The organism is Thauera aromatica K172, assembly GCF_003030465.1.
GTDB lineage: Bacteria > Pseudomonadota > Gammaproteobacteria > Burkholderiales > Rhodocyclaceae > Thauera > Thauera aromatica.
In genome coordinates this window covers 253,832-266,959 of the sequence record NZ_CP028339.1, presented here as the reverse complement: position 1 = coordinate 266,959, position 13,128 = coordinate 253,832, and the positions used below count along the sequence as shown (strand labels likewise).

The 13,128-nt window shown below is 65.5% G+C and carries 7 protein-coding genes and 2 pseudogenes; 6 read left to right on the top strand and 3 right to left on the bottom strand.

Features of this window, described 5'->3' with window-relative positions:
• The first annotated feature begins 139 nt into the window (after positions 1-139).
• Positions 140-2,791: an anaerobic nitric oxide reductase flavorubredoxin gene (norV, locus tag Tharo_RS18040; RefSeq protein WP_107219634.1), complete on the top strand. Its 2,652-nt coding sequence runs from the start codon at positions 140-142 to the stop codon at positions 2,789-2,791.
• Between the two features lie 222 nt (positions 2,792-3,013).
• On the top strand, positions 3,014-3,448 hold the full coding sequence (locus Tharo_RS01185; protein ID WP_107219633.1) for an Rrf2 family transcriptional regulator: 435 nt from the start codon (positions 3,014-3,016) through the stop codon (positions 3,446-3,448).
• 80 nt (positions 3,449-3,528) lie between these two features.
• Here the strand turns inward: Tharo_RS01185 and Tharo_RS01180 are convergent, their stop codons facing one another.
• Together Tharo_RS01180 and Tharo_RS01175 are read right to left on the bottom strand one after the other, a co-directional pair.
• Positions 3,529-3,873 carry a hypothetical protein gene (locus Tharo_RS01180; RefSeq protein ID WP_107219632.1) on the bottom strand — a complete coding sequence of 115 codons (345 nt, stop codon included), beginning with the start codon at positions 3,871-3,873 and terminating at the stop codon, positions 3,529-3,531.
• 100 nt (positions 3,874-3,973) lie between these two features.
• Positions 3,974-4,177 (bottom strand): YjfB family protein, encoded by a 204-nt coding sequence (locus tag Tharo_RS01175; protein WP_107219631.1) that lies wholly within the window; start codon positions 4,175-4,177, stop codon positions 3,974-3,976.
• A gap of 266 nt (positions 4,178-4,443) precedes the next feature.
• Between Tharo_RS01175 and Tharo_RS01170 the strand changes: the two are divergent.
• The 4 genes and pseudogenes from Tharo_RS01170 to Tharo_RS01150 all read left to right on the top strand — a co-directional run bounded on the left by Tharo_RS01170 (position 4,444) and on the right by Tharo_RS01150 (position 11,623).
• Positions 4,444-7,004 (top strand): annotated as a pseudogene (locus Tharo_RS01170) (DUF3427 domain-containing protein).
• Between the two features lie 392 nt (positions 7,005-7,396).
• Positions 7,397-8,680 (top strand): P-loop NTPase family protein, encoded by a 1,284-nt coding sequence (locus Tharo_RS01165; protein WP_211309645.1) that lies wholly within the window; start codon positions 7,397-7,399, stop codon positions 8,678-8,680.
• A 47-nt stretch (positions 8,681-8,727) separates the two neighbouring features.
• Positions 8,728-9,884: pseudogene (locus Tharo_RS01155) on the top strand (IS3 family transposase); the annotation flags it as partial.
• Between the two features lie 245 nt (positions 9,885-10,129).
• Positions 10,130-11,623 (top strand): hypothetical protein, encoded by a 1,494-nt coding sequence (locus Tharo_RS01150; protein WP_211309644.1) that lies wholly within the window; start codon positions 10,130-10,132, stop codon positions 11,621-11,623.
• On the opposite strand, the gene Tharo_RS01145 is transcribed toward Tharo_RS01150, so the two are convergent.
• Positions 11,559-12,970 (bottom strand): IS3 family transposase gene (locus Tharo_RS01145; RefSeq protein ID WP_245881042.1). Its coding sequence is split into 2 segments (ribosomal slippage): positions 11,559-12,622 and positions 12,622-12,970, totalling 1,413 coding nucleotides; the frame shifts between segments, so codons are not numbered across the junction. The two genes, Tharo_RS01150 and Tharo_RS01145, sit on opposite strands and share 65 nt — an antisense overlap.
• Positions 12,971-13,128 lie beyond the last annotated feature (158 nt).

Here is a 13,128-nt window from a genome sequence, read left to right as displayed (position 1 = left end):
CATCCATTTGGCGCGATGTTTCGCGACAAAGCAGGAAAGCTGCACAGAACAGCCATAAAAGTTTCATCTTATATACATGTACTAGACTCTTGTGCCGCGAAAGGCCCTGCAAGAGTCCTCACCGGATAAGGAGCATGGAATGTCTTTCGTGGTCAAAAACAACATTACCTGGGTCGGCAAGCTCGATTGGGAGCTGCGTGAGTTTCACGGCGCGGAATACTCGACGCACAAAGGCTCGAGCTATAACAGCTACCTCGTGCGCGAGGAAAAAGTCGCACTGATCGATACCGTCTGGAGCCTCTACGCCCAGGAGTTCGTCGACAACCTCGAAAAGGAAATCGATCTCCACCGGATCGACTACATCATCGCCAACCACGCCGAGATCGACCACAGCGGTGCGCTGCCGGCATTGCTGGCAAGAATTCCCGACACCCCGATCTATTGCACCGAGAATGGCGTCAAATCGCTCAAAGGGCACTTCCACAAGGACTGGAACTTCCGCATCGTCAAGACCGGCGACACGCTCGACCTCGGCAACGGCAAGCAGCTGGTATTCGTCGAAGCACCGATGCTGCACTGGCCGGACAGCATGCTGACGTATCTGAGCGGGGACGCGGTGCTGTTCAGCAACGACGCGTTCGGCCAGCACTACGCCAGCGAAAAGATGTACAACGACCTCGTGGACCAGGACGAGCTGCGCGCCGAGTGCCTCAAATATTATGCCAATATCCTGACGCCGTTCAGCCCGCTGGTGACGGCAAAAATCAAGGAAGTGCTGTCGTTCAACCTGCCGCTCGACATGATCTGCCCGGCCCACGGCGTCATCTGGCGCGACAATCCGGCGCAGATCGTCGAGCAATACCTGGCGTGGGCCGACGATTACCAGGAAAACCAGATCACCCTGGTGTACGACACGATGTGGAACGGCACCCGCCACATGGCGGAAGCGATCACCCGCGGCATCCGCGCCGCCGACCCGACGGTCGAAGTCAAGATGTTCAACCTCGCCCTTTCCGACAAGAACGACGTCCTGACTCAGGTGTTCAAGTCGAAAGGCGTGCTGATCGGCTCGCCCACCGTCAATAACGGCATGCTCCCGCAAGTGGCGGCGCTGCTCGAGGAAATGCGCGGGCTGCGCTTCCGCGGCAAATACGCCTCCCCGTTCGGCAGCCACGGCTGGAACGGCGGCGCCGTCGACCGCATCGGCGAGCGCCTCGAAGAGGCCGGCTTCAATGTCGCCAGCGGCATCAAGGCCCTGTGGAAGCCGACCGAGGACGCCCTCGCCGACTGCGTCGCCTTCGGCCAGCGCATCGCGCAGGAATGGCGCGGCGGCGCGGAGCCGGCGAATGTCATCGAGCGGACAGCGGCCGCGACGCAGCCGGCACCGGCACGCCCCGCCCCGAAACCTGCCGCCGCCGCAGTCAGGAATACCCTGCCGCAGAGCGCGAGCGCGATGCGCTGCCGGGTCTGCGGCTGGACCTACGACCCCGCACAAGGCAGCCCGGCGCAAGGCATCGCCGCCGGCACCCCGTGGTCCGACCTTCCCGACACCTTCCTCTGCCCGGAGTGCTTCCTCGGCAAATCCGTGTTCGAACCGCTGCACCGCATGCCCAACGGCGCCGGCGCGACCACCGCCGCGGCAGCGCACTCCGCCCCCGTCGTGATCGTCGGCGGCGGCAGCGCGACCTACCAGCTGGTGCGCGCGTTCCGCGCCCTCGATCCGCACACGCCGGTGGTCGTCGTCACCGCCGACGACGGCGCCGACTATTCCAAACCGCAGCTGGTCCATGGCTTCAGCCGCAAGCTCGGCGCCGCCGACTTCGTCGAGCGCACGGCGGCACAGCTGGCCCATGAGTTCGGCATCACGATCCGGCCCCATACCCGGGTGGACGCGATCGACCAGCAGCGGAAAACGGTACGGATCGGAGCTGAAACGCTGCCCTACCGCGATCTCGTCCTGGCCCTCGGCGCCAACCCCTGGATTCCTCCGCTCGAAGGCAACGCCACCGATCGGATGATCACCCTCAACAACCTCGCCGATTACGAAAACTACCTGCGCCACGTCAGCGCCGGAGAGCGCGTGCTGGTCATCGGCGCCGGCCTGGTCGGCACCGAGATCGCACTGGATCTCGCCGAAGGCGGGCAGCAGGTCTGGCTGACCGACTCTTCGCCGCACTCGCTCGCCAAGCTGTTGCCCGAATTCGTCAGCCGGCACCTCGAAGCGACGCTGGCGCAGAAAGGTTGCCGCCTCCACCTCGGCCACCGCGTCACCGCCCTCGACTCGAGCGGCGGCGCAATCACGGCGCAACTCTCGGACGGGACGACCGTCGAGATCGACACCGTCATCGCCGCCGCAGGCCTGCGTCCCCGCACGGCGCTTGCAGGCGCGGCCGGGCTCAGGATCAACCGGGGCATCCAGGTCGACTCGTATCTGAGAAGCAGCGCCGAGCACATCTACGCCCTGGGCGACTGCGCCGAAATCGAGGGGCTCGTGCTGCCCTTCATGCAGCCGCTGGCGCTGTCCGCCCAGGCGCTCGCAAAAACGCTTGCCGGCGAGCCTACCCCGCTATGCCTGCCGGCAATGCCGACCGTCGTCAAAACGCCGGCCCTGCCGATCCAGGTCGGCGGCCGCACGGTCACGGACGGCCTCAGCTGGACCGTCGAGGGCGATGAAAGCGGCCTCACCGGCAAGGCGCACAACGGCGACGGCGAACTGGTCGGCTACGTCGTTACCGGAGTCCATCTGAGCAATGGCGCAGCCCTGCTGCAGCAGTTGCCAGCACTGCTCTGAGCCGCGCCCGCCCCCTCGTCGATCCACTCGGCCGGCGGGGGGCGGTGCAACAAAGGCGGAGCCGGCGCGCCCTGCGTGCGGCATAAAGGTGGGTCCGAAATACACCTATTTCAGCGCCCGTGGTACGCTTGCGCGCGACTCCGGCTACCCGGCCCATGAGCCGAACCGCCAGGAGCGGAAACCGGGGCGACACCAGCCCCTGAGACCTGCCGAGAGAGCGCGATGCAGCTGACCCGATACACCGACTACGCGTTTCGCACGCTGATTTTTCTCGGACTGCAGAAGCCGGCCGAACTCGTCACGATTTCCATCGTGTCGGAGCATTTCGACATCCCCCGCAACAACCTGGTCAAGATCGTGAATCACCTGGCGCGGCTGGGTTATGTCGAAACGATCCGCGGCAAGGGCGGCGGAATCCGCCTCAACCGCCCGGCAAGCAAAATCAACCTGCGCAGCGTCGTCGAAGCCGTCGAGGAAACGCTGACCCCGATCAACTGCCACGAGCCGACCTGCCGGATCCTGCCGTCATGCCGGCTGAACCACATCATGCTCGAGGCGCAGGAAGCCTTCCTCGCCGTGCTCGGCAAATACACCCTCAGCGATCTGCAGCAAGAACCGCAGCGCCTCGAAAAGCTCCTCAGGTGGATGCCGGCCTGAGCCCGACGCCGTTCAGCTAGCGAAATCGGCGCGCACGCGCTGCGCCTCGGCGGGGGTCATCGGGGGTCGGGTGTGCCCGCTCACAGCGCCTTGATCTTTTCGCACAACCGGCGGGCGCTGCGCACCGCTTCGGCCTCGGCAGAATCCAGCTGCAGCACCGGGCCGGCATCGCGGGCACCGCCACCGGCCATTGCCGCCACGGCCCCGGCATGGCGCCGGAGCAGGCTGTCGAAGTTGAGACGGATGCGGAACAGCTCCAGGTCGAGCGCCTCTTGCTGCTGCTCGCAGCGGGCACGCTGGGCGGGATCGCGGGTAACGGCGAGGATCGAGCGCAGGGTGTTGTGCAGCAGCGTTTCCGCCGCTGCAAGCTGAGGCATCACCTCGTCGATCAGCGTTTGCAGGGAGATCGTGTTGTCGAAGGACATGGTCGATTTTCGGCAGGGTCTGGCGGAAATTCCCGCACTCCCGGCGCGGCCAAGTCAGCGGGAAAGGCGGAAATCAGCGCCTCTTTTCCCGACCCCGTTCTCAAGCGTAGGTATTGATCCGCGTGCCCTGCACGCCTTCGGTGGCCAGTGCGGGAGGCGGAGCGACGGCCTGCAGCAGCTGCAGCGTCACCGAGGACTGTGCGTCCAGCGCCTTCTTCAGGATCGTGGCCTGTTTTTCGTGCTCGACATTCGCCTGCTGCATCTGCACGGCGACATTGACCAGGTTGCTGACGGCAACGTCCATGACAACTCCTTAGGAGGTGAGGCGCTCGAGGATACATCACAATGTCGTCATTGCCGAAGACTCGCTGGCACCTGGCCTGAAGGGAATAGCGCGGCAGCGAGGCGATGGTCCGCCCGAACGCCGGCACCGGACGATGGTACGCACACGCGACAAAGCCCCATCGATGCCGGGCCGTCCGGCCCAGACCATGGCGCTCGTGCAAGCCCCGCTAAAGTATGCTTTGACGATACCCACTGTAGTCGCACCGCTGTAGCGATCCCGCATCCATGGCCCATCTTCCCAACGGGCTCTACGATCTGCTCCTCGACGAGCGCATCCGCACGCTCGCGCTGCAGTTGCGCGATGCGGGTCAGGCCGATATCGAGCACCTCACCGGCACCGCACGGCGACAACGCCTCACCGAAGTGCTCACCCGACTGCTGCCCGAGTTGCTCGACCAGGCGGCCGAGGCTGAAGACGACAGCGCGCGCGAAGAGCGCGAGCTCGCCCTCATCAACGGCCTGCTCGCCCATCTGCGGCGCAGCGATACACCGGCCAGCGACTGGAGCGCGCCGGTCCTCGCCCTGCGCGCGATCTATCGCAACAACGCCCGCCCGGCGCACCCACCGACCGGCCTGGTCGCGCCGTGGCTGTTCACCGCCGGCCGCGCCGACCCGTCTCTGTTCGCCGAGCTGCGCGCCGAGCTGGGCTCGGCCGATCGCGTCGACATCGTCGTCAGCTTCATCACCTGGAGCGGGCTGCGCAAGCTGCGCGATGTGCTCGACGCCGCCACCGCAGTCGGCGCCGACGGCCAGCCGCGCACCCGGCTGCGCGTCATCACCACGACCTACACCGGCGCCACCGAAGCGCGCGCGGTCGAAGAACTCGCCGGCCTGCCCGGCGTCGAGCTGCGCATCTCACTCGACGGCCGGCGCAGCCGCCTGCACGCCAAGGCCTGGCTCTTCCACCGCGCCACCGGCTTCGGCACCGCCTTCGTCGGCAGCGCCAACCTCTCGGCTGCGGCGCTGCTCGGCGGCGTGGAATGGACGGTGAAGTTCACCCAAGCCGGACAGGCCGACCTCTTCGCCGCGGCCGAAGCGCACTTCGAAACCCTGTGGAACGATCCCGAGTTTCAGCGCTTCGATCCGCGCGACGACAGCCACAGCCAGAAGCTGCGCCGCGCATTGCAGCAGGCTAAAGGCAACAAAGGCGGCGGCGCCGAGACCATCGCCACCCCCACCTGGTTCGACCTGCAGCCCAAGAGCTACCAGCAGGCGATGCTCGACCGTCTGGCTGCCGAACGCCGCCACGGCCGCGCGCGCAATCTCGTGGTCGCCGCCACCGGCACCGGCAAGACCGTGGTCGCGGCCTTCGACTACAAGCGCCTGTGCGAGCAGCAGGGCGGCCGGCCGCGGTTGCTCTTCGTCGCCCACCGCGTCGAACTGCTGCGCCAGGCCATGGAAACCTACCGCCAGGTACTGCGCGCGCCCGCCTTCGGCGAGCTGCTGGCCGACGGCGCCGAGCCCGAGGGCAGCGAGCATCTCTTCGCCACCATCATGTCGGTCGCCGCCCGCGAACTGCTCGCGCGCCACGGCGCGGACTACTGGAACACCGTGGTCATCGACGAATGCCATCACCTGCCGGCGAGCCAGTTCGACGCCTTCGCCAACCAGATCCGCCCGCGCTACCTGCTCGGCCTCACCGCCACGCCGGAACGCGCAGACGGGCGCTCGGTGCTGCATTACTTCGACGCCCGCCCCGACGGCAGCCCGGCGGTGGAGCTGCGCCTGTGGGACGCGCTCGACCAGCAACTGCTCGCCCCCTTCGAGTACTACGCCACCAACGACAGCACCGATCTCAGCGCCATCCGCTGGAACCAGCCCGGCGAGCTCGGCCAGCTCGCCAAGGTGATCAGCGGCAATGACGCCCGCGCCCGGCGCGTCACCCAGGCCGTGCGCGAATACGTGGCCGACCACGCCGCCATGCGCGCGATCGCCTTCTGCGTCGACATCGCCCATGCCGACTTCATGGCCTCCTGCTTCGACGCCGCCGGCCTGCCGGCGCGCGCGATCACCAGCGCCACACCGCGCGACGAGCGCGAACGCGCCCCGCGAGAACTCGCCGCCGGCACGCTGAAAGTGCTGTGCACCGTCGATCTCTACAACGAAGGCGTCGACATCCCGGAAGCCAACACCCTGCTCTTCCTGCGCCCCACCCAGAGCCCGGTGGTGTTCCAGCAGCAGCTCGGCCGCGGCCTGCGCCTCGCCGACGGCAAGGACAGCTGCCTGGTGCTGGATTTCGTCGGCCGGCTGCAGAACGACTTCCGCTTCGACGTGCTCTATCGCGCCATCACCGGCCTCAACCGCCAGCAACTCATCGAGGCGGTGGAAAGCGGCTTCACCACGCTGCCGCCCGGCTGCCACATCCAGTTCGACCGCGTCGCGCGCGAACAGGTACTCACCGGCCTGCGCCAGATCAGCCGGCAGACCTGGCGGCGCCTCACCGCGGAACTGCGCTACTACGCCAGCACCCGGCGCGGTGCACCGCCCAGCGCCGCGTCCAGATGCTCGCCTACCACGACTACGCCATCAGCCCGGATCTCTTCCACTGGCAATCGCAGAACACCGCCGGACCCGATACCCCGGCCGGGTGCCGCTACTGCGAATCGCCGGGCAACGGCTGGCGGTTCCAGCTTTTCGTGCGGGAAGCACGCGGACAGGCGTACAGGGCGCTGGGGCCGGTGAGCATGGAGCGGTGGGAGGGAGATCGGCCACTCTCGATCACCTGGCGGCTGGAGCGGGCGCTGCCGATGGAGTTGTTCAGGCGGTATAGCGTGTTGCGGACGTGAGGCGGGTGCGGCGGGTTCTCGGCCATTGCCGCCAGCGGCTTACGCTGTATGAGCGGCGGCCGTGAAGCGCACAGCAGCCATTCAAACCGGGGGCGAGGTGCGAGCTGAGTGGGAGGACTTCCTTTCCCTGAACTTACCCTTCCGACCCCTATGTGCAGGACTTCAAATCATGATGACCAGTATCCGGTCTGCGCCGGGTATCCGGCGCTGGCTCACTTCGCTGGGATATTCCATGCGGACAACCAGCGTGCATGATGTAGCCAAGCAGGGAAAGACAAGGGGTGTCTGCATACCGTTCTGCATGGTAGTTCAGCCGCCAATGGTTCAGTCGGCAAGAGGAGTGCGAGCGTTCCGCTAAACTTGCCAACTCACGAGGACGAGCAACCAAGAATATGGCGAGTGATGAGTTGGTGCGGCCGAGCCGCGACGGGGATCAGTTCCACTACCATTGGGCTGCACGCCACTGCCTCGCCCTATTGCCCGGATCGGGCGACCTCGTTGCGGTATCGATCGAGGGGGCATCGACCTCAGAGGGCGCGGCCTCGGAGGAAGACGGCGACGAACTGATTGACGTCGGCCTCTACTACGGTAGCGAAACGTTGGAGGACGCCCGGTTCGTTCAGTACATCCAGCTAAAACACTCGACCAAGCATCCCCAGGAACCCTGGACGGCAAGCGGTTTTGATAAGACGCTAAGAGGCTTTGCGAAGCGTTATGTCAGCCTCCGCCGGAAGATTCCGGCAGCGACCCTTAAGCAGAAGGTCAGGTTTAGCTTCACCACCAACCGGCCGATCGATCAAAAGGTCCAGCAAGCCCTGGAAGACCTGGCCAATGCGCGAACTCCACGCCATCCGAAGATCCAGAGCACCCTGCTTCGATACACGGAACTCGGTGGCTCTGAAGCGTCGGATTTCTTCCAGATCTTCTCTGCGGACGGCGGCGAGCCGGGCCTATGGACCCAACGGAACCTGCTGGCCCAGGACGTCAGCATCTACCTGGCTGAAGCCGACTACGACACTCCAGTTCAACTCAAGGAACTGGTTGCATGCAAAGCAACATCCGAGTTTGCCGAAGATCCTGCGATTCGACGGCACGACGTGCTGCGCGCGCTGAAGGTCTCGGAGACAGATCTCCTGCCAGCGCCTTGCCTGATCGTTGGCCCCTCCGAGATGCTACCTCGGGAGCAGGAAGCCGACATCCGCGAGGCGCTTTTCCTAGCGAAGCATCCGATCGTACTGCATGCCGATGGAGGGGTTGGTAAATCGGTTCTTGCGTTGAGCCTGGCGAAATCAATGCCAATCGGCTCTGTCGCGGTGCTCTATGACTGCTTCGGTGATGGCCTCTACCGCAACACGCTTCATTTCAGGCACCGCCACCGCGACGCGCTCCCGCAGATTGCGAACGAGCTCGCGGCCCAGGGTTTGTGTCACCCGTTGATCCCATCCGCGAACGCAGACGGCAAGCGCTTCATGCGGGCTTTCAGCGGCAGGCTCGGGCAGGCCATCGGGTTACTGCAGGCAAGACATCCGCAGGCAAGCCTGTGCCTCATCATTGATGCTGCGGACAATGCAGACATGGCCGGAGAAGAGCATGGCGACACGGCTTTCGTCCGAGACCTGATCCGCACACCCCTCCCTGACGGCATCAGACTCGTCTTCACCTGCAGGACACATTGAGCTTGCCCCCGAAAAACGGACGCCATGAAGTGCGGCTCTAAGGCTTCATGGAGGAACGTGAGATGAAAACGAGGATACCGAAGCGGGTCTATACGGTGGAATTTCGCGAGGCGGCGGTACGTCAGGTGATGGAGGCTGGACGCAGCGCGAGCGAGGTGGCGTGCAGTCTGGACATTTCGCCGAAGACGCTGGGCAACTGGGTGCGCCGGGCGCGGCGTGGCAAGCCGCTCGCCAGGCGAGCGGCGGCGGCGCCCGTCAATGACGCACAAGCCGAGTTGAGTAGGCTGCGGGCAGAAAACGCGCGACTCAAGCTCGACAACGAGATTCTAAAAAAGGCGGCGGCGTACTTTGCCAGGGAGTCGCGGTGAAGTACGCGTGGATTGAGCAACAGTCGGTGCGCTGGCCGGTGACGCGCATGTGTGTGCTGCTCGAGGTCTCGCGCAGCGGCTTCTACGCGTGGCGGGGTCGCGGGCCATCGGCGCGGGTGCGCCGCGACGAGGAGCTGGTGGTGATGCTGCACGCATGCCATGCACACCATCGGGGCAAGTACGGGCGTCCGCGGCTCACCCGCGATCTGCGCGCTGCGGGCTTTCCGGTCAATCACAAGCGGGTACGCCGGCTGATGCTGCGCGAGGGCTTGCAAGCACGCCGGCGGCGCCGTTTTGTGCGCACGACCGATTCGGGCCACAGCCTGCCGGTAGCGCCGAACCTGCTCGAGCGCGATTTCAGCGCGAGTGCGCCGAATCAGAAATGGGTGACCGACATCACCTACGTCGGCACCGACGAGGGGTGGTTGTACGTCGCGCTGGTGATGGACTTGTTCAGTCGCCGGCTGGTCGGGTGGGCGATGAGCGATCGCATCGACACGCAGCTCACGATGGCGGCGCTGGCCCTAGCGCTGGGCATGCGACGGCCGCCCGCCGGCCTGCTGCACCACTCCGATCGCGGCAGCCAGTACTGCGCGCACGACTATCGCGAGGTACTCGATGCTCAAGGCATCACGGTGTCGATGAGCCGGCGCGCGAACTGCTACGACAACTCACCGATGGAGTCGGCCAACGGCACGCTCAAGGTCGAACGGGTCTATGACGAACACTACGCCACACGCCAACAGGCGATCGACGATCTAACCCAGTACATCGGCTACTACAACACCGAACGTCGGCACAGCGCACTTGATTACGACAGTCCGGTCCAATTCGAAAGGAGGTGGGCAATGCAGCAACCGAACACTCAACCGGACAGCATCGCAAGTTATCCACCGCCGCGCGCTCTGCCTGCGTATGAGGCGCCGCAGGCGCGCGCCCGTGGATAACTTGCTGCCGCAGTGCCCTTGATGGCGTCCATCAAACGGGGACAGGGTCACATCGCCGATGGCGCCTCGACGCGCCTCCCGAGGCCAAGCAGATCGAACTGCGCCCCTTTAGCCAGGCAGAAACGACGATCCACTTGCGGCATTTCTATCCACAGGCAACCGACGCCGAAGCCGCCGAGTTCGCGTTCCTCAGCAGCTCCAACCCTCGGCTCCAGGCCTTGGCACTGAGTCGCAAGCGCCCCATCGACGAGATGCTCCGGGAACTCGGCCCGACACCGTCCACGGTCGACCGAGCCATCGGGGAGTTGCTGCAAAACGCCATTGACAGGCTCAAGGACCGGATCGGCCATGTGGAGTCGATGCAGATCGATCTCATCTGCCAAGCACTGGCAGTGCTTCGTCCGCTGGTACCCATTTCGGTACTGGCTCAAATCTCCGGCACGCCCGAGAGCGCCGTTCGAAGCTTTGCGTTTGACCTCGGACGACCGCTGCTCGTCAAAGGAAGCAGCCTCCACTTTCTCGATGAACCGGCCGAGACATGGTTTCGTGAACGGTTCAAGCCCAACGCGGCGAACTTGGCGACATTCCTGCAGCGCTTGAGGCCGCTCGCAGCAAGTAGCGCTTACGTTGCCTCGACCCTGCCGCAACTGCTCCTTGCGGCCGGGCTCATAGATGAGTTGGTCGAACTGACGCTGTCGGAAGACGGCCTACCGACCTCGAATCCACTGGAGCGGCGGGACGTGGAAATCCAGCGGCTGACCTTCGCGCTCAAAGCCTGCTTGCAGAGAGGACAGTATGCGGCGGCGGCGAAGTTGGCCTTGAAGACGGGCGGCGAGTCGGCTGGTGAGGTGCGCCAGACGCGCCTGATCCAAGACAACACTGACCTCGCGGCCGCCCTACTTGCCCCTGACCGGATCGACGAACTGGTGTCGCGGCGCACGTTCGGCGGGAGTTGGATGGGCGCACACCATGCTTACGACGCCGGCTTGCTCTCGGGCCGCAACGAGTTCTTGGCCGAGGCCCGCAGCCGACTGCGCATGGCGCTCGACTGGCTGTTTGCGTGGGCACGGCGGCCTGCGAAGGAGCGCGAGGACGAGCGGGTCGACGATGCGGATCGAGCTGAACTTGCAATGGCCCAACTGCTAGCATGGGGACCAGAGGAAGCCGCAAGGTTCCTCAGTCGCTGGAAGCCACGGCACATTGCTCTGCCGGCAAGCAAGCGGCTAGCGCGGCGCCTCCTGGACCTCGGCCGATACGAGCAACTCGACGCGCTGGCAACGCATGGCGCGAAAGACACCTGGCTGATGCTGGGCTTGGTGGCCGAAGCGTGTCGGGTCGGCCATGCCCTTCCGGCAGAGCCGGTAGCGCGGCTCATGCGTGCCTTAGCCGACCCGCGGGTTCAATTCAAGGAGCTGGCTCAATGGGACTCTCGTTGGGACGTGCTAGACGCTGTCACGGCCGCCATATCGGAAGCTCTGCGCGTTCTTCCGCGTGAGGATGCCGCCTGGGCAGAGATTCTGCGTCGCTATCCGGAACGTGTCAATGACTTTGCGTCACCGTGCTTCATGAATTTACTGGGGAAGCCAGGGTGTTCGGGTCGTCGTTTGTCTCCGTTGCGGGTGGGTTGATCCAGACGGCGCTGGGCAGCGCGGGGGGCTCAGGGCGGCGCCCCTTGAAACGTTTCGGGTTGGCGAGGAAGGCTGCATCGAGAGTGTCCTGACGGAGCAGATGCGCGGCATACGCCTGGCCGTAATGGACGCTGCTCGGCGTCATGTAGCCGATGCCCGAGTGCCGGTGCTCGGTGTTGTACCAGGTGAAGAAGGTCTGGCAGTGGGCACGGGCGTCGGCGAGGCTGCCGAAGCGTGCGGGGAAGTCTGGACGGTACTTCATCGTCTTGAATTGCGATTCCGAGTAGGGGTTGTCGTCCGAGACGTGCGGGCGGCTATGGCTCTTGGTGATATCCAGATCGACCAGCAAGGCGGCCACGGGCTTGGAGCGCATGCTGGCCCCGCGATCGGCATGCAGCGTGAGGGTGCCGGGCGCGATGTCGTGGCGGGACACGGTCTCGGCGATCAACTGTTCGGCCAGCTCGCCACTTTCACGCTCGGCAATCAGCCAGCCCACGACGTGGCGGCTGAAGATATCGAGGATCACGTAAAGGTGGAAGCAGGTCCATTTGGCCGGCCCCTTGAGCTTGGTGATGTCCCAGGACCAGACCTGATTGGGCGCGGTGGCCAGCAATTCCGGCTTGGCATAGGCCGGATGGGTGAGCTGACGCCGGCGTTCGCGCGTGGCGCCGTTGGCGGCGAGCGCCCGGTACATGGTGCGCACCGAGCCCAGATAGCGCCCCTCGTCGAGCAGCGTGGCATGGATGGCCGCCGGCGCCATGTCGCAAAAGCGCTCGCTGTTGAGCACCTCGAGCAATTCCTTGCGCTCGAGGGGGGCGAGCGCCAGCGGCGGACGGGGCCGTGCCGTGCGGCGGGGGTGCGGTCCATGCAGGGCTTCGCGGTGGGCCCGTGCGCGCGCCCGGGCCGGCGCACCGCGCCAGAGGCCCACGGCCCGGCAGGCGGCGGCCATGCCAAGGGCCGGGGCAAGTTCTTCGGCGCCGCGCATCATGACTTGTCGTGCGTGTCGTCGATCGGACTGCCCAGCAAGGCAGCAACTTTTTTTTGGACCTCGATGATCAGGTGCGCCTTGTCGAGCTGGCTCTTGAGGCGTTCGTTCTCGCGCATCAGCTGCGCGATCTGGCGCGCTTCGGCGGCGGCGGGATCCGGCTTGGGGCCCCGCTTTTGCGGTGCCAGTGCAGCCAGTTCGGCGGCCTCGCGCTGGCGCCGCCAAGTGCTCAGGCTCGATGAGTAGACGCCCTCGCGGCGCAACAGCGCGCCGATCTCGCCGGGCTGGGTGCAACGGTCAGCCGCGTCGAGGATCCGCCGCTTGTCGGCGTTGGAGAACTGCCGGCGTCGGGCGCGCGGCACGACCTCGGTGTTGGCACCGGGCTGCGCGGTCGGCGCCGCCGATCCGCTCGTCTCTTCAGTCGCCCTACGGGCGCCTTCCGAGACGAGCGGATCGGCAGAGGTCTTCAGAATGTGCATCGATGCCGTGGGTTGAGTGGTGGTCGTCATGCCTACCTCGT